The following is a 15842-nucleotide window of genomic DNA, read 5'->3' as shown; positions in this document are numbered from 1 at the left end:
AAGTGCCGACGCACGACACGGATCCCTTCGCCGGATTCGACGGACAGCGTGAAGAGGGCCGCCCGGCCATCGTCACCGTGGCCGCAGCGGCGGACCCGGTGGCCTGGGCCGCCGAACACCGCGAGGCGCTCTACCGGGTCGTCGCCTCGCAGGGCGCCGTCCTGGTGCGCGGTCTGGGGCTGCACGACGCCGCCGGCGCGGCCGCGGTCCTGACCACCCTCGGGAAGGACCTCGTACCCGAGCGCGAGGCGTTCGCCCCCCGCTGGACCTACGACGACCGCATCTACTCGTCCTCCAAGTGGCCGCCGAACCAGCCCATGTGCATGCACCACGAGCTGAGCTACGCGCTGGAGTTCCCGGCCACCATGGCCTTCGCCTGCCTGAGCGCGCCCACCAGCGGCGGGGCCACCGCCCTGGCCGACGCGGGCCGCGTCCTGGAGGAACTGCCCGCGGACCTCGTCGAGCGCTTCGAGCGGGAGGGCTGGCTGCTGAGGCGCAGCTACACCGAGGACATCGGCGTCCCGTGGACCGAGGCCTTCGGCACCACCGACCGCGCCGAGGTCGAGCGGTACTGCCTGGCCAACGAGATCTCCTTCACCTGGCACGGCGACGACCTGCGCACCAGCCAGCGCCGCCCGGCCGTGCTGCGCCACCCCGCCGACGGCCGGCGGCTCTGGTTCAACCAGATCGCCTTCCTCAACGAGTGGACGATGGCGCCCGAGGTCCGCGAGTACCTCGTCGACGTCTACGGGCCCGAGGGCCTGCCGTTCAACACGAGCTTCGGCGACGGCGGCGAGATCACCGAGGACGTCGTCGCCCTGATCAACAAGGTGTACGACTCCGTCACCGTCGCCGAGCCGTGGCGCCCGGGCGACCTGATGCTCGTCGACAACCTCCGCACGGCGCACAGCCGGCTGCCGTACGACGGGGCGCGCGAGGTGCTCGTCGCGATGGCGAACCCCACCACCCGATCCGCATCCGCATAGAGGTCCGAGGATCCAGATGACGAAGCACAACCCGACCTTCTCCGTGATCTCAGGCCGACAGGTGCAGCGTGCGCTGAGCGGCCAGGAGAAACTGGTCACCGAGATCATCGAGGCGGCGTACCACGCGCACGGCGAGGGCAGGACGGTCAACCCGCCGTCCTACTTCCTCCAGTTCCCCGACCGTCCCACGGCCCGCATCATCGCCCTGCCCGCATCGCTCGGCGGCGACGACGGGGTGGACGGGCTCAAGTGGATCTCCAGCTTCCCGGAGAACGTGCGGTCCGGGCTGCCGCGCGCCTCCGCCGTCCTGATACTCAACGATCCGCGCACCGGGTACCCGTACGCCTGCCTGGAGAGTTCGATCATCAGCGCGAGCCGGACGGCGGCGTCCGCCGCGCTCGCCGCCGACCGGCTCACCCGCGAACGGGGACGCCCCACCAAGGTGGGCTTCGTGGGCACCGGCCTGATCGCCCGCTACCTGCACACCTACCTGGCGGGCACGGACTGGTCCTTCGACGAGGTCGGCGTGCACGACCTGTCGGCCGACCACGCGGCGGGCTTCGCGGACTACCTGGACCGCTCCGGCGAGAGCGGCCGGGTGACGGTGCACGACACCGTGGACGAGCTGATCCGCGCCAGCGACCTGGTCGTCTTCGCCACCGTGGCGGGCACCCCGTACGTCACGGACCCGGAGCTGTTCGCACACCACCCGCTGGTGCTGCACGTCTCGCTGCGCGACCTGGCCCCGGAGATCATCCTCGATTCCGTCAACTACGTCGACGACGTCGAGCACTGCCTCAAGGCCAACACCTCGCCCCACCTGGCCGAACAGCTCACCGGGAACCGGGACTTCATCGCCGGCACCCTCCACGACGTGATGACGGGCCGCGCGACGGTCCCGACCGACCGCACGGTGGTCTTCTCCCCGTTCGGCCTCGGCGTGCTCGACCTGGCGGTCAGCGCCCATGTGTACGACCAGGTCTCGCGCAGCGGCGACCTGCAGGTGGTCGAGGACTTCTTCCACGAGATGAATCGCTACGGCGGCTAGGGGCAACTGCCCGAGAAGGGGAGGTAGCTGTGCCGATCATCTCAGAGGCGCAGGAGTACCACGAGGAGGACCTGTTCGTCGATCTCCGACGGACCTTCGGGCGCAGGCTCTTCCTCAAGTGCGAAGGGTTCAACTTCGCCGGTTCGATCAAGCTCAAGGCCGCACGGGCCATGGTCGAGGCCGCCGAAGCGAGCGGGGTCCTGCGGCCCGGATCCATCCTGGTGGAGTCGTCGTCGGGCAACCTCGGCGTCGCGCTGAGCATCCTTGCCGCCAGCAAGGGCTACAAGTTCGTCTGCGTCACCGACAACAGGTGCAACCTGGCCACCAAGCAGCTCATCGAGTCCGTGGGCGGCACCGTCTACACCGTCACCGAGCCCGCGGCGGAGGGCGGGTTCCTCGGGGCGCGCCTGCGCCTGGTGCGGGAACTGTGCGAATCGGACGAGCGCTACGTCTGGCTGAACCAGTACGCGAATCCCAACAACGCGCTGGCGCACTACCGGTCGACGGCCCCGGCGATCGCCGCGCGCTTCCCCGACCTGAAGGTGGCCTTCATCGGGGCCGGTACCACCGGCACCCTCATGGGGTGCGCCCGGTACTTCAAGGAGAAGCGGCCGGACGTCACGGTCGTGGCGGTCGACGCCGTCGGCTCGGTCACCTTCGGCGGCCCGTCGCTGCCGCGGATGATCCCCGGTCTCGGCACCGGGGTGCGCCCGCCGCTGCTCGACCGCTCCTACATCGACGACGTGGTGCACGTCGCCGAGGCGGAGACGATCCGTGCCTGCCGCCGGCTGGCCGCCCGGGGCTTCCTCTTCGGCGGCTCCACCGGAACCGTGATCAGCGGCGCCCTGCGCTGGCTGGACGAGCACGCCCCGGGCGAGGAGCTCACCGCGGTGGCGATCGCGCCCGACCTGGGCGACCGGTACCTGGACTCGGTCTACCACCAGGGCTGGGTCGAGGAGATATACGGCAGCGCAGCGCTCGCCGACGAATTCGAGAGGCCCGAGGAAGTGGCGATGATGTCCAGTACGGGTGGTGTCCGATGACGGAGCTGCTGGAGAACGGCATCGGCGAGGAGACCGCCTTCGCGCTCGGCGGCGCGGCCGCCGCCCTGGTGGAAGCCGCCGCGCGGGAGCTGCTCGACGTCGCCGACGGCCGGGTCGACTCGCCCGAGTTCGTGGCGGCGGCCCGGGACGCGTGGGAGGGCCTGCCGGCCCCGCTGCGCCAGGAGATCCGCCGGTTCCGCCGGCACTCGGGTCCCCGGGGCCGACTGCTGGTCCGCGGGCTCCCCGTGGGCGACGACGCCCGGGACACCCCCTCCGTCGCGGGTTCGGTCCAGCGGGAGTCCTCCGTCGTCGCCGCGACCCTCCTCATGGTGGCCTGCGGACTCGGCGACCCCGTCGGGTTCCGCCAGGAGAAGTCGGGCGCGCTGGTGCACGACGTCGTACCGGTCGCGGGGCTGGAGCGGTTCCAGGGCAACGCGGGCTCGGTCCAGCTCTCCTTCCACACCGAGAACGCCTTCCACGAGCACCGCCCGGACTTCGTCATGCTGCTGTGCCTGCGCGCCGACCACGAAGGGGTCGCGGGCACCCGCACCGCGTGCGTCCGCGAGATCCTGGACCTGCTCGGCCCGGCCGCCCGCAAGCAGCTGAGCCTGCCGGAGTTCATCACCGACGCCCCGCCCTCCTTCGGGCCGGGCTGCCAGGGCGCCGTCCACCACCCGGTGCTGGGCGGCGCGTGGGACGACCCGGACCTGCGGGTGGACTTCGCCGCCACCCGGGCGACCACCGAAGAGGGCGCCGCGGCCCTCGCCGAACTGGGTGAACTCTTCGAACGGGTGTCGTCCACGTCCGAACTGATGCCGGGCGACCTGGTTATCGTCGACAATCACGTCACCGCGCACGGCCGCACCGCCTTCACCCCGCGCTACGACGGCAGGGACCGCTGGTTGCAGCGCACCTTCGTGCACAGCGCGCTGCGCCGCTCGCGGGGTCGGCGCCCGGACGACGGGTACGTGCTGGTTGAATGAAAGTCCGGTCGACGGCGCACCGCCGACCGCGAACGGGGGGAGCGCACAGTGCGAGTGGTCATCGCCGAGGACTCGGTCATTCTCCGTGAGGGCATGGTGGAGCTGCTCACCGCCCGTGGCTGCGACATCGTCGCCACCGCGGGCGACGCGGACGAACTGCTGGCCGCGGTGGCCGAGCACGCCCCCGACGTCGCCGTGGTCGACATCCGCATGCCGCCGACCCACACCGACGAGGGCATCCGCGCGGCCGTCCGACTGCGCGCGGACCACCCGCGGGTGGGCGTCCTCGTCTTCTCCCAGCACGCCGAGCCGTCCTGGGCGGCCCGGCTGCTGGCGGGAGAGGCGTCGGGCGTCGGCTACCTGCTCAAGGAGCGCGTCGCCGCCACCGCCGACTTCGTCGAAGCCCTGCACCGGGTCGCGGCGGGCGGCGTGGCCCTCGACCCGGAGATCGTCAGCCGCATGCTGAACCGGGGCACCCGCCCCCTCGACCGGCTGACCGCCCGCGAACGCGAGGTCCTGGACCTGATGGCCCAGGGCCACTCGAACCGCTCCGTCTCCGCCCTGCTCGTGATCTCGGAGCGCGCGGTGGAGAAGCACGCGGCCTCGGTGTTCGCCAAGTTCGGCCTCCCCGCGACCGAAGCCGACAACCGCCGCGTCAAGGCCGTCGTCGCGTACTTGCAGGAGGTCGGTCCCTAGACCGCCCCTCCCGCTGCGCGTGGGGGGCGGATATCCGAACCCCGAAGTCGGGAGGTAGCACCGTGGTCCGGGGCGGCCCAGCGGCCAAGAATAGAGACATGTCACCGAGCACCGAGACCCCTGTCCGGCCCACCGTGGAAACGGGTACGGGCCTTCGCGCCGCACACCTGCACCGCTCGTACGGCCGTGGCCGCGGCGCGGTGCACGCCCTGCGCGGCGTGGACATCGGCTTCGAGCCCGGCACCTTCACCGCGGTGATGGGCCCGTCCGGGTCGGGCAAGTCGACCCTGTTGCAGTGCCTCGCGGGCATGGACCAGCCGACCTCCGGCACGGTCCACTGGGGCCCCACCGAGATCACCGCCCTGCCCGAGCGGCGGCTCGCCCTGCTGAGGCGGGCCGAAGCGGGCTTCATCTTCCAGTCCTACAACCTGATGCCCGCCATGACGGTCGAGCAGAACGTCGCCCTGACCGCCAGGCTGGCGGGCCACCGGGTGGACTGGGACGCGGTCCGCGCCGCGCTCGCCCAGGTGGGCCTCGCGGACCGCCGCAAGGAACGGCCCGGCCGGCTCTCCGGCGGCCAGCAGCAGCGCGTCGCCGTGGCGCGCGCCCTGTACGCCCGGCCGCGCATCCTCTTCGCCGACGAGCCGACGGGCGCCCTCGACCGGGCCACCGGCCGGGAAGTGCTGTGGTTGCTGCGCGAGGGCGTCGAGGTCGAAGGCCGCACCTGCGTGATGGTGACGCACGATCCGGTCGCCGCGAGCTTCGCGGACCGGGTCGTCATCCTCGCCGACGGCGTCCTGGTCGACGAGCTGGTCCGGCCCTCCGCCGCGCTGATCGCCGAGAAGCTGGGTGGGCTGGGATGCTGAGGCTCGCCCTGGGAGTCCTGCGGTCCAGGCCCTCCTCCTTCGCCGGACTGGCCGCGGCGCTCCTGCTGGCCGTCACCGTGATCACGCTCTTCGGTTCCCTCATCGCCACGGCGATCGACGGCGGCGGCGGCTCCCGGCTCGGACTGATCGGCGGCGCGTTCGGCGAGATCGCGATGCTGATGGCGCTGTTCGTCGTCGCCAACACGCTCGCGCTCGCCGTACGCCAGCAGGCCCGCGCCATGGCCCTGCTGCGCACCACCGGCGCGACCCCCCAGCAGATCAAGCGGCTGGTCCGCTGCCAGGTGCTGCTGGTGACCCTCCTCGTCTCGCCGCCCGCGTGGCTGATCGGCTCCTGGGGCGTGCGCTGGTTCCTGACCGAGCTGGTCGCCCGGGACATCGCCCCGGCCGGGGCGGCCGTGTCGTGGTCCGCCGGCCCCCCGCTGATCGGGACGGCCGCGACGCTGCTGGTCGGCGTCGGCGCCACCAAGATCGCCGCCCGCCGCACCGTCCGCGGCCGGCCCTCCGCGGCGCTCGCGCAGACGACCGAACAGGGCCGCACGGGCTGGCTCCGGACCATCGCGGGCCTGCTCGTCCTCGGCGGCGCCGTGCCCCTCGTGCTGTTCACCTCGCGCCAACCCGTGGACAAGTCCGTCCAGCTCGCCCTGCTCGGTACCCTGCTCCTGATGATCGCGGTCGGGCTGCTCGGCCCCCTGCTCGCACGGCTCGCGATGGCCCTGCTCGGTCTGCCCTTCCGGCTGTCGGGCGCCCGGCACCGCGGTGAGGCCGGTGGCGCCCTCGCCGCCGACAACCTGCGCGGCCACGCCCACCGACTGTCCTCCGCGGTGGTGCCGATCGCCCTGTTGGTCGGGCTCTCGACCACCTTCGCCGCCGTCACCGCGACCCTCGAACAGGTCGCTCCGCCCGGCGCCTACGCCCGGAGCGACATCTGGCTGCGCGGGGTGGAGCTGGCCATGCTGGCCGGTTTCGGCGCGGTGGCCACGGTGAACACGCTCGCCTCCCTGACCGTCGCGAGGCGACGGGAGTACGCGCTCCTCACGCTGACCGGCGCCACCCGGCGCCAGCTCATGCGGATGCTGGGCACCGAGGCCGCCCTGACCGCCTCGGCCGGAGTCCTGCTGGGCATCGCGGTCGCGGCCCCCATGAGCATGGCCTTCTCGGTGGCCGCCACGGGCTCCCTGATCCCCGTGGTCCCGCTCCAGACCTACGGCCCCCTGGTGCTCGGGTCCGTGGCCCTGACCGTGCTGACGATCCTGGTCACCGGCGCCCGGGCCACCTCCGAACCGGCCCTCTCCGCCGTGGCCGCGCCGTGACGGCGCCCCGCCCCGGCGACGGGGTGCGCGAGCAGTGGTGGCGGATCCGGCCGGGAGCGGTCGCCATGGCCCTCACCGGGCCGCCGCTCTCGCTGCTCGGCGCCGCCTACGTCGCGGCCGTCCTCTACGCCGGCGGTCTGCTCTCGCTGACCCTGATCGGGCTGCCGCTGCTCGCGGTCGGCCTGCGCGGAGCCCGCCACCTCGGCCGGGCCCACGCCCGGCTGGTACGGGCCCTGCTCGGCGAGGTCGTCGCCGCCCCCGCGCCCCCGGTCGCCGCCGGCGGCCCGGTCCGCTGGGTCCGCGGGGCCCTGACCGACGTGAGCGCCTGGCGCGGGATGCTCTACCTGCTGCTCCGGCTGCCGGTCGACCTGCTGGCCTTCGTCGCGACCGTCGGCCTGCCGGTCTTCGGCGTGTGGAGCGCCGTCTGGGCACTGGCCGGTGCCGAACCGGCGTGGCTGGTGGCGGCCGCCGTCGCCTGCTGTCCGGCCGCGCTGGCGCTCACCCCGGTGGCGTCCCGCGCGGTGATGGACCTGCACCGGCTGCTGGCCCGCACGCTGCTCGGACCCACCGACTCCCAACTGCGCGTGCGCACCCTCGAACGGGCGCGCAGCACGGCCCTCACCGAGAGCGACCGCAGCCTGCGGCAGTTCGAGCGCGACCTGCACGACGGCACCCAGGCCCAGCTCGTCGCGATCGCCATGACGCTCTCGCTCACCGCGGACGCGCTCGACGGCGCCCCGCACCTCGACCGGCCCCGGGCCCTGGTCGCCCGGGCCCGCACCCAGACCGACGCGGCCATCGCCGAGCTGCGGCGCCTCATCGACGGGATCAGCCCCGCCGCGCTCGACCGGGGACTCCTCGACGCACTGCCCCGACTGACCGAGCAGGCCGGCGTGCCCGTCACGCTGACGGTGGACGTGCCCGAGCGGCCGGACCCGGTGATCGAACGGGTGGCGTACTTCTGCGTCGCCGAACTGCTCACGAACGTCAGCAAGCACAGCGGCGCGACGCGGGCCTCGGTGGACGCGGACCTCGTCGGGAAGCAGCTGAGGATCACGGTCGCCGACAACGGCGCCGGCGGCGCCCGGATCGGTGCGGGCAGCGGCCTGCTCGGCCTGCGCGAACGGCTGGCCGCCGTCGACGGCACCCTCAGACTCGACAGCCCACCCTCGGGCTCGACCACCGCCGTGCTCGAACTACCCGTCCGGATCTGACCCCCGGCCGATCCGGCCCCGCCGGCGTTCGAGGCGCCGCCGGAGGCTCAGCCCCGCCGCCGTCCCGCGGCGGCGCGTTTCTCCACCGGTCCGACACAGCGGGCCGAGCCATGCCCACAGGAAGGGAAGCTGACCATGCGTGCTGCGCGGATCAGACACGGAATGCTGGTGGCCGCCGTCGCGGGGTGCATCGTCGCGTCCGTCAACGCCGCCACCGCCTCGGCGGTGCCCGGCCTGCCGACCGCCCCCCGGCACACCGCCGCCGCGGCGCAGGACCTGCCCGGCCGCTACGCGGAGAACCGCCGCTACCTCGCCGACGCCGCCGCGGCGGCCGACCGGATGGGCGACACCGGACGGGCCGGGGTGCTGCGTGAACTCGGCGCCCCCGAGCGGAACTTCCTCGACGTCGACGCCACGGGCGACGGCCAGGCGGTGGAGGTGCTCGGCGACCTGGCGCACGCCCAGCGGATCGCCGTCCTGGTACCGGGCGCGGACACCACCATCGACACCTTCGACCACCTCGGCTCCCCGCACTCCTCGGTGGGCGGCGGAACCCGCGCGCTGTACGACGAGATGCGCGCCCTCGACCCCGGGACCCGGGTCGCGGTCATCGGCTGGTACGGCTACCGGGCCCCCCGCACCAAGAGCCGCGACACGGTGACCCAGGACCGGGCGGCGGAGGGCGGCGGCCGACTGCGCGACCAGCTGCTGCGGCTGCGCGACCTCGCCCCGGACGCCTCCGTCGCCCTGTTGTGCCACTCGTACGGCTCCGTGGTCTGCGCGGACGCGGTGCGCGGCACGGACCGCTGGACGTCGTCCGCCCTGACCGGCGTCGCCGTCTTCGGCAGCCCGGGCCTGGGCGTCGATTCGGTCTCCGCCCTGCGGATCCCCGTCCCCTTCTGGGCCGGCCGGGGGAGCCGGGACTGGATCGCCAACGTGCCCCACGTCCAGTTCACCCTGGGCGGCGAGCGCCTGGGCTTCGGCGCCGACCCGGCGTCCCCGGACTTCGGCGCCCGGACGCTCCCCACCGGCGACAGCCCGCACGGCGGCTACCTGCGCCCCGGCGGCCCCGCCCTGCGGAACATCGCCCTGATCGGCCTGGGCCGGGGAGCGCAGGTGTCCCGTGGCTGATCTCCAGGTCCGCCCCGCCACCGCGCCCGCCACCGTGCCCGCCCCCCGCCGGACCCCGCCCCGCCCCGCACCCCTGGAGCCCGCCCGGTCGAGCGCGCGGGACCGGCTGCACCGGGCCGTGCTGCGGATCGACGCGGCGACGCCGTCCTCCCGGGACCGGGCGGTCGACGCCTTACGGGCCTACTCCATCCTCGGCGTGGTGCTCGGCCACTGGCTGGTGAGCGCGGTGGTGCTGCGGTCCGGCGGCCACCTGGCCGGCGACAGCCCCCTGCGCCACGTCCCGGCCCTCACGCCGCTGACCTGGGTGCTCCAGCCGCTCGCCCTCTTCTTCTTCGTCGGCGGTCGCGTCGGATCCCAGAGCTACGCCTCGGCCGTCGCCGCCGGCACCGGCTACCGCGCCTGGCTGGCCCGAAGGCTGCGGCAGCTGCTGCGCCCGGCGCTGGCCCTGCTGGCCGTGTGGACCCTGGTCCTCATCGGGCTCGCCGCGGCGGGCGCGGCGTACGAGACGGTCCGCACCCTGGTGCAACTCGCCCTCTCGCCCCTCTGGTTCCTCTGCGTGTACGCGGCGATCACCGCGGCCACCCCGCTGATCCGGCGGTGCCCCGGCCGCCTCGCCCTCGTGGCCTGCGCCCTGGTCGCCGCCCCGGACCTGGCCCGGGCCCTGGTGGGCGACGCGGCGGGACCGGACGCCCTCCGGTCGCTGAACGTCCTCGCGGGCTGGCTGGTCCCCTACGCGCTGGGCGCGCACTGGGCGGCCGGCGGCCTCGCCCGGCGCGGGCACGGCCTCGCCCTGCTGATCGGCGGCGCGAGCACGCTGGCGGCCCTGGTCCTGTGGTGCGGCTACCCGGCGAGCATGGTCGGCGTCCCCGGGGCCGCGGTGTCCAACCTCAGCCCGCCGACCCCGGCGGCCGTCTGCTTCGGGGTGGCCCAGTGCGGCCTCGGACTGCTGCTGTGCGGAGCGCTGCGCCGCCTGACCGGGCAGCGGGAGCGGCCGACCCCGCCGCCCGCCGCGGATGCGGGTGCGGGTGCGCCCGTACGGGCCACCGCCGGTCAGTTCCGCTGGGCGGCCGTGGCGTTGCTGAACCTCTCGGCCATGACGGTCTTCCTCTGGCACCAGACGTCGATGCTCGCCACCACCGTGGTGGCGCTCGGTCTCGGCGGCTACTGGTCCGGCCTGCACACCGCGCCGGACGGTCCGCTCTGGGTGCTGTTCCGCCTGGCCTGGCTCCCCGTCTTCGCCGGCGTGCTCGCCCTCTGCTGGCTGTCGTTCCGCGACCTGGAGCGATCGGCCCGGCGGCGACCCCGCGAGCACGCCGTGCACGTCCGTTGAACCCAACCAGCTGTAAGGAGAAATCTCGTGACCGTTTCCCAGGGTGTCGGAAGTTCCGCGGAGCGCTGTGTCCGCGGGGCCTCCCCGCGGCGTTCCGGCAGTCCCCTGCACGACCTGACCGTGGATTCCGTGGCGGCGCTCTACCGGAAGTACGCGAAGGACCTGCGCCTGGTCAGGGACGAGCAGCGGGAGTTCCTGACGTGGCGCGGCAGCTCGATGAAGGCGCAGCTCGACGACTACGAGGCGGAGATCACCTATCTGCTGCTGCGCGAGCACCGCCCCGAGACGGTGGTGGAGATCGGCACGTTCTACGGCTGGTCCACGATGTGGATCCTCAGCGCCCTGCGGGACAACGGCGCGGGCCACCTGCACTCCTTCGACATCGTCGACCGGGTGCTGAGCAACGTGCCGGCGGAACTCTCGGCGGACCGCTGGACCTTCACCAAGGGCGACGTCAAGGACCGGCTCGACGGGATTCCCGCCGCGACCGACTACCTCTTCATCGACGCCGACCACGGCGCCCGGTTCGCCCGTTGGTACGTCGAGAACCTGTTCCCGAAGATGCGCGCCGGGACCCCGACCAGCGTCCACGACGTCTTCCACGGGCGGCGCACGAAGCCGTTCAGCGAGGGCTCGGTGCTCGTGAAGTGGCTCGCGGAGCGGTCCATCCCCTACTTCACGCCGTCGGCCGCGAAGGCCCCCGAGGTCATCGAGCACCTCGCCGGGACGAAGGAGCGCCTGGGCCTCGGCGTCCCGGTCCGCACCAGCGGCCACAACCCGATGGTGTTCTTCACCCTGCGCTGACGCGCGGACCGGACACCATCCCCCGAAGACCGCCCTGGCGGCGAACACCCCCGCGCCGCCAGGGCCCCACACCCCCGGCTCCGCCCCGCCCCGCACCGTCAGCGGACCGTCCGCTCCCCAAGGCCCGGCCCCGGCAGCGGGAACAGCCGGTTCCGTAGCCACGCGGGGTCGAGGGGCGCGCCCAGCATCGCTTCGAGCACCGGCGGCGGGCCTTGCACGGCCCTGCGGTCGGGCCGCACGTGCCCCAAGACCCCGGACAGGCCGTCCGTCGAGAACCGGGACGCCGGGGTGCCCGGCGACCGCACCGCGTAGGTCCGCCACATGCCCTTGGTGAACAGCACCAGGTCCGGGGCGTTCCACGCGGCGAAGGTCCACTCGCTCCTGCTGCCCGCCCGCACCAGTACGGTCCCTGGCAGGTGCTCGCCGAGCAGGCTGACGGCCTTCGTCGCGACCCGCACGGTACTGCCCGACCGGCCGGTGACCTCCCAGAGCCCGTCGTCGTAGCGGGCGTCCAGCCCCGCCCGGGCCAGCTCCTCGCGGACCTCGGCCCACGGATCGTCGGCCGCTCCGGCCCGGCCGATCACGGCCTCCAGGTCACCGGCGGCCACGGTGGGCGCGCCCGGCCGTCCCGCCGGGAGCAGCAGGTCCCGGGCGTCGTCCGGATCGGCCCGGGCCACCGCTTCCCGGGCGCGCGCCCAGGCCCCGGCGGCCAGGGGCTCCGCGCCGGGGCCGCTGACCTCGCCGTGCAGGCCCAGCAAGGACATCAGCACGGCCAGCACCGCGGCGCGGCGTTGCGTGAGTTCCGGAGCTTCCTCCGCCTCCTGTGCTCCCTCTGTGAGGGCGTCGACGAGGGTGGCGAGTCCCCCGCGCCAGCCGTAGTCGGTGGCGTCCCAGGCCCCGGCCGCCATCAGCTGTACGTACAGGCCTGCGAGGGTGAGCGGGACCAGGGGTGGCCCGCTCCTCCGCAGCCTGGGTAGCTGGCGGGCGATCCAGGTGCGCAACCACGCCCGGTGCTCCGGCGGGAGCGGGCCCCGCGGTTCCCCGTCGCCCTCGTCCCCTTGCTCGTCGCCGTCACTCTCATCGTCGTACCCGGCGGTGACCGCCGAGACACTCCAGGGCGTTGATTTCGGCAGCTCCGGCAGCCCGAAGTACGCCCGACCCAGGGCCAGTTCGGTCAGTGGCGCGCCGATCATCAGGCGGCACTCCGTGAGGTACGCCGACCAGCGGTCCGCCCTGCCCTGCTCCAGCGACGTGCCGAGCAGCGCCGGGGCGCTGATGGCGGCAGCGGTCCTCGGGGCCGTAGCGAGCAACTCCCGCAGTCGGTCCAGCTCCTCCTCGAAGCGCCTGGCCGCCCGGGGGTCGGTGAAGAGCTCCTCCACCGTGTACGGGCGCCCCAGCCGGGGCGAGGTGTCGGCAGCGCCGACCCGGGCGCAGTGCTCGGGGCTGTACAGGAAGACGGGGGCCGAGACCGCGCCGCCGTACGCGGCACGCAGGACGCTGCCCGGTGCCCGGCCGTCGAGCGGGAACCGGGCCCCCCGCTCCTGCGGTGCGATCTCGCCGATCGCCGTCCACGAGCCCGGCGTTCCGTCGCGGGAGGAGTCCACCCGCACCGGTCCGGGCGCCGGAGCAGCCAGGTGGACTTCGAGGAACAGTCCGTCGGTCCGCGCCCCGAGCAACACGAGCGAGGCGCGCGACTCGGTCCGGATGCGGACCGTGCGGCCCGTCAGTTGCTCCGCCGGTGCGACGGACACGGCCTCCGGGAGCAGCGGTTCGCCGCCGGGGGTGAGCACGGCCAGCTCGCAGTTGCCCCGTGCCACCGTGCGGCCGAGCGCGGCGGCGGTCAGGTTCGGGCTGCCCGTCAGCGAGTACCGGACGCCGTCGGCCCGCCACTCGATGAACTTGCCGTGCCGGGAGCGGGATTCGGCCAGGCTGCGGACCGCGGCGGTACGCCCCGCGAAGGCTCCCTTGATCACGTCCGAGTCGTAGCTCGACCAGCGGGGCTGGAGCCCGAGGACGACGTCGGCCGGGTCGAAGCGGTCCACCAGGGGCCGCAGCAGGCCGCCGCTCGGGTCGACGAAGGGCGCGTACAGGTGGAGTTCGTCGACCGGGCCGCGCGGTAGCTGGTCGATCAGGGGTCGGTCCAGGTTGTGCAGCAGCCGGGCCCCGCCCGGCTCCACCGGTCCGGCGGGCGCTTCGACGTGGTGCTCTTCGAGGAGCCAGGCGATCGTGCGCAGGTGCGCGGACCACCAGGGAGCGAGCGAGACGTCGGGGGATCCGGCGAGCTGCTCCAGCCAATCCGCGAGGTCGGCGAGCACCGGATGGGAGGCGTCGTCCTCGGTCTCGACGACCGTCCACAGCTCGTCGTTGGCGCCCCAGCCGGACGGGGTCGGATTGCCCGACCCGACGGCGATCCGGCAGGCGTGCTCACCGAACAGGAGCGCGACCTTCGGGTGGAAGGCGCCGTGGACGCTCGCCAGCCCGTGCAAGTAGCCCCGCCCGGCCTGGTGCACGTCCACCGGATGGTAGAGCCCGTGCCGGGCGTCCCCGAGGACCGCGACGCGGGCCCCGAGCCCGCGGGCGACGGGTAGCGCGACCTTCTCCAGGAACGGCAGGTCGACGGTGAAGCCCAGCAGGAGGAACTCCAGCAGCGGTGTCTTCTCGTCCCACTGGTGAAGCAGGGTCAGCGGCGAGGCGAAGGTGGTGTGCACAGCGGCGGTGCTCATGCGCTCACCTCCAGGATCGCGCGTCCGGCGGGCGTCACACGCAGGCTCTCGCCCTCCCGCTCGAACAGCCCCAGCTGGAGGCCGAAGCGGCCGAGCTGGGGGACTCGGGTGCCGATCTCCGCGCTGCTCTCCTCGCCCGTGCTGAAGTACCGCTCCCCGCGCACGTGGAGCCGGGAGAAGACCTTGACCCGCCCCGTCCCGCGCTCGGTGCGGATCTTCGCCAGGGCCACCCGGCGGGACTGCGCGAGCATGTCGTCGACGAGCCGGCCCGCGAACTCGGCCAGAGGCCGGTCCCCGTACTCCCGGACCAGTCCTTCCACCCAGGTGGGATCGAGGAACTCGCGCCGCAGTCGTTGCCGCCCAAGGAAGACGGCCCGTACGTCGTCCCCCAGCGCCCCCTCGCGCGAGCGCAGCGCGCCGACCAGCAGCAGCCGTACCTCCCGCCAGCAGGACGGCGGATGCGTGGTCATCAAGACGCGCTCCACCGGCCGGGGGTGGCCGTCCGGGTCGCTCAGCGGTCCAAGCCCGGCCAGGGCCTGCTCCAGGGTGAGGTCCGCCGGCATCTGCCCGGCGAGCCAGGCGCGAAGGTCCGCGGCGGACCGGTCCGCCGCCCCCTGGTGGGCCGCGACCTCGCCGACCAGCGCGGCCCACAGGCGCCGCCACGCGCCCACCGAGTAGTGGCGCAACAACAGGCCCCGCCAGCCGGCCGCTTCGGGGATCCCGGCGAGAACGGGGTCCACGGCCACCTGGTCGCCGAAGGCCACCGTGTCGCGGAGCACGCAGAGGAACGAGGGTTGCCCCTCGCCGTGCAGTGCCACCGAACGGGCCAGCAGCCGCAGGGTGGCCCGCCGGGTCCGGTCCTGTGCCGTCCAGTCCCCGGGGCGGTGGACTCCGTGACGGGAGGCGGTCATGACCGAGGTCAGCCAAGCCCGTTCGGCTTCGCACGGGGCGCCGAGGGCCGCCCGGCGCGCTGCTGCGAGCGCGGCGCCGTCGATCCGGTCGCTACCGGGGCGGGCGAGCGCGAGCAGCGGGGCGAAGAGGTCGCGCACCGGGGCCGGGCACGCGTGGCGCCCGGGGCGCAGCGCCCCCTCCCGCAGCTCGACCAGGCCCAGCACCTGCGCCGGTCCGCCGTACTGGTCCCAGAACCCCCAGGAGCGCGGGGAGTAGGCGGCGGCCGCCAGCGCCAGTTCCACCGGGCCGTCCTGCGGGCTGAAGGGCCGCACCCCGTCGATGCCGTGGGCCGACCAGACCTGTTCCGTGGGATCCGCGGCGGTCAGCTCCGGCTCCGGCGCACCGGACACCGCGGCGAGCAGCACCTCGGCGCGGCGCAGCAGGGCGCGGCACTCCTCCCGGTCGAGCCGCTCCTCCTGCGCGTGCGCGGCCAGCGCGGCGTAGAGGGACGGGTAGCGCACGTACTTCGTCACGCCGGAGAGCCCGGGGACGAGCCGGTCCACGGCCCGCATTACCGGTCCCTCGACGGCCAGCGGGTACTTCGGGCCGCCCGGCCCCAGTCCTTCGCGGGCCCACGCCGGCCCGGCTGTCGTCACGCTCACGAGTCCCCCACGGTCACGGTCCGCAGGCCAGGATAGTCCGGTCGCGGTGCGCCGCCCGCGGTCGAGCGGGCCGGACGCCCCCCGCTACGCGGCGCACTGGTGGGGCGACGGAGTGTGGGTGCGGGTGACCGAGG

The 15842-nt window shown here is 74.2% G+C and carries 13 protein-coding genes; 11 read left to right on the top strand and 2 right to left on the bottom strand.

The annotated features are described in order from the left end of the window. Positions 1 to 2: 2 nt before the first annotated feature. The 11 genes from ACIQWR_RS13930 to ACIQWR_RS13880 all read left to right on the top strand — a co-directional run bounded on the left by ACIQWR_RS13930 (position 3) and on the right by ACIQWR_RS13880 (position 11432). Positions 3 to 986: a TauD/TfdA family dioxygenase gene (locus ACIQWR_RS13930; RefSeq protein WP_404008183.1), complete on the top strand. Its 984-nt coding sequence runs from the start codon at positions 3 to 5 to the stop codon at positions 984 to 986. Between the two features lie 16 nt (positions 987 to 1002). Further along, positions 1003 to 2034: a 2,3-diaminopropionate biosynthesis protein SbnB gene (gene sbnB / locus ACIQWR_RS13925; RefSeq protein WP_404008180.1), complete on the top strand. Its 1032-nt coding sequence runs from the start codon at positions 1003 to 1005 to the stop codon at positions 2032 to 2034. A 29-nt stretch (positions 2035 to 2063) separates the two neighbouring features. Next, positions 2064 to 3077 carry a 2,3-diaminopropionate biosynthesis protein SbnA gene (sbnA, locus tag ACIQWR_RS13920; protein ID WP_404008177.1) on the top strand — a complete coding sequence of 338 codons (1014 nt, stop codon included), beginning with the start codon at positions 2064 to 2066 and terminating at the stop codon, positions 3075 to 3077. After that, on the top strand, positions 3074 to 4060 hold the full coding sequence (locus tag ACIQWR_RS13915; protein ID WP_404008174.1) for a TauD/TfdA family dioxygenase: 987 nt from the start codon (positions 3074 to 3076) through the stop codon (positions 4058 to 4060). The genes sbnA and ACIQWR_RS13915 overlap by 4 nt, the downstream gene beginning before the upstream one ends. A gap of 48 nt (positions 4061 to 4108) precedes the next feature. Then, complete coding sequence (locus tag ACIQWR_RS13910; RefSeq protein ID WP_404008171.1) at positions 4109 to 4756, top strand: response regulator; 648 nt, start codon at positions 4109 to 4111, stop codon at positions 4754 to 4756. Between the two features lie 98 nt (positions 4757 to 4854). Further along, positions 4855 to 5622 carry an ABC transporter ATP-binding protein gene (locus tag ACIQWR_RS13905; protein ID WP_404008168.1) on the top strand — a complete coding sequence of 256 codons (768 nt, stop codon included), beginning with the start codon at positions 4855 to 4857 and terminating at the stop codon, positions 5620 to 5622. Further along, positions 5616 to 6953 carry an FtsX-like permease family protein gene (locus ACIQWR_RS13900; protein ID WP_404008165.1) on the top strand — a complete coding sequence of 446 codons (1338 nt, stop codon included), beginning with the start codon at positions 5616 to 5618 and terminating at the stop codon, positions 6951 to 6953. Before ACIQWR_RS13905 ends, ACIQWR_RS13900 begins: the two co-directional genes overlap by 7 nt. Next, on the top strand, positions 6950 to 8167 hold the full coding sequence (locus ACIQWR_RS13895) for a sensor domain-containing protein (RefSeq protein WP_404008163.1): 1218 nt from the start codon (positions 6950 to 6952) through the stop codon (positions 8165 to 8167). The genes ACIQWR_RS13900 and ACIQWR_RS13895 overlap by 4 nt, the downstream gene beginning before the upstream one ends. Before the next feature lie 135 nt (positions 8168 to 8302). After that, positions 8303 to 9298 carry an alpha/beta hydrolase gene (locus ACIQWR_RS13890; RefSeq protein ID WP_404008161.1) on the top strand — a complete coding sequence of 332 codons (996 nt, stop codon included), beginning with the start codon at positions 8303 to 8305 and terminating at the stop codon, positions 9296 to 9298. Further along, entirely contained in the window at positions 9291 to 10628 is a 1338-nt protein-coding gene (locus ACIQWR_RS13885) for an acyltransferase family protein (protein WP_404008158.1), read from the top strand. Before ACIQWR_RS13890 ends, ACIQWR_RS13885 begins: the two co-directional genes overlap by 8 nt. 27 nt (positions 10629 to 10655) lie before the next feature. Then, positions 10656 to 11432, top strand: coding sequence for a class I SAM-dependent methyltransferase (locus ACIQWR_RS13880; protein ID WP_404008155.1), 777 nt, complete (start codon positions 10656 to 10658; stop codon positions 11430 to 11432). Between the two features lie 98 nt (positions 11433 to 11530). Here ACIQWR_RS13880 and ACIQWR_RS13875 read toward each other — a convergent pair whose 3' ends face one another. Both ACIQWR_RS13875 and ACIQWR_RS13870 read right to left on the bottom strand, forming a co-directional pair. Further along, positions 11531 to 14155: a hypothetical protein gene (locus ACIQWR_RS13875; protein ID WP_404008152.1), complete on the bottom strand. Its 2625-nt coding sequence runs from the start codon at positions 14153 to 14155 to the stop codon at positions 11531 to 11533. Then, on the bottom strand, positions 14152 to 15708 hold the full coding sequence (locus ACIQWR_RS13870) for a hypothetical protein (protein WP_404008149.1): 1557 nt from the start codon (positions 15706 to 15708) through the stop codon (positions 14152 to 14154). The genes ACIQWR_RS13875 and ACIQWR_RS13870 overlap by 4 nt, the downstream gene beginning before the upstream one ends. Positions 15709 to 15842 lie beyond the last annotated feature (134 nt).

Origin of the sequence: Streptomyces sp. NPDC098789, from assembly GCF_044759975.1 — a bacterium.
In the GTDB taxonomy this organism is placed as follows: domain Bacteria; phylum Actinomycetota; class Actinomycetes; order Streptomycetales; family Streptomycetaceae; genus Streptomyces.
The sequence above is the reverse complement of the archived record's forward strand: the minus strand, read 5'-3'. Positions and strand labels throughout refer to the sequence as shown.

Coding starts and splice junctions, on each gene's coding strand:
- sbnB (WP_404008180.1), top strand. CDS start 1,003: ATGACGAAGCACAACCCGACCTTCTCCGTGATCTCAGGCCGACAGGTG.
- ACIQWR_RS13915 (WP_404008174.1), top strand. CDS start 3,074: ATGACGGAGCTGCTGGAGAACGGCATCGGCGAGGAGACCGCCTTCGCG.
- ACIQWR_RS13905 (WP_404008168.1), top strand. CDS start 4,855: ATGTCACCGAGCACCGAGACCCCTGTCCGGCCCACCGTGGAAACGGGT.
- ACIQWR_RS13900 (WP_404008165.1), top strand. CDS start 5,616: ATGCTGAGGCTCGCCCTGGGAGTCCTGCGGTCCAGGCCCTCCTCCTTC.
- ACIQWR_RS13890 (WP_404008161.1), top strand. CDS start 8,303: ATGCGTGCTGCGCGGATCAGACACGGAATGCTGGTGGCCGCCGTCGCG.
- ACIQWR_RS13875 (WP_404008152.1), bottom strand. CDS start 14,155: ATGAGCACCGCCGCTGTGCACACCACCTTCGCCTCGCCGCTGACCCTG.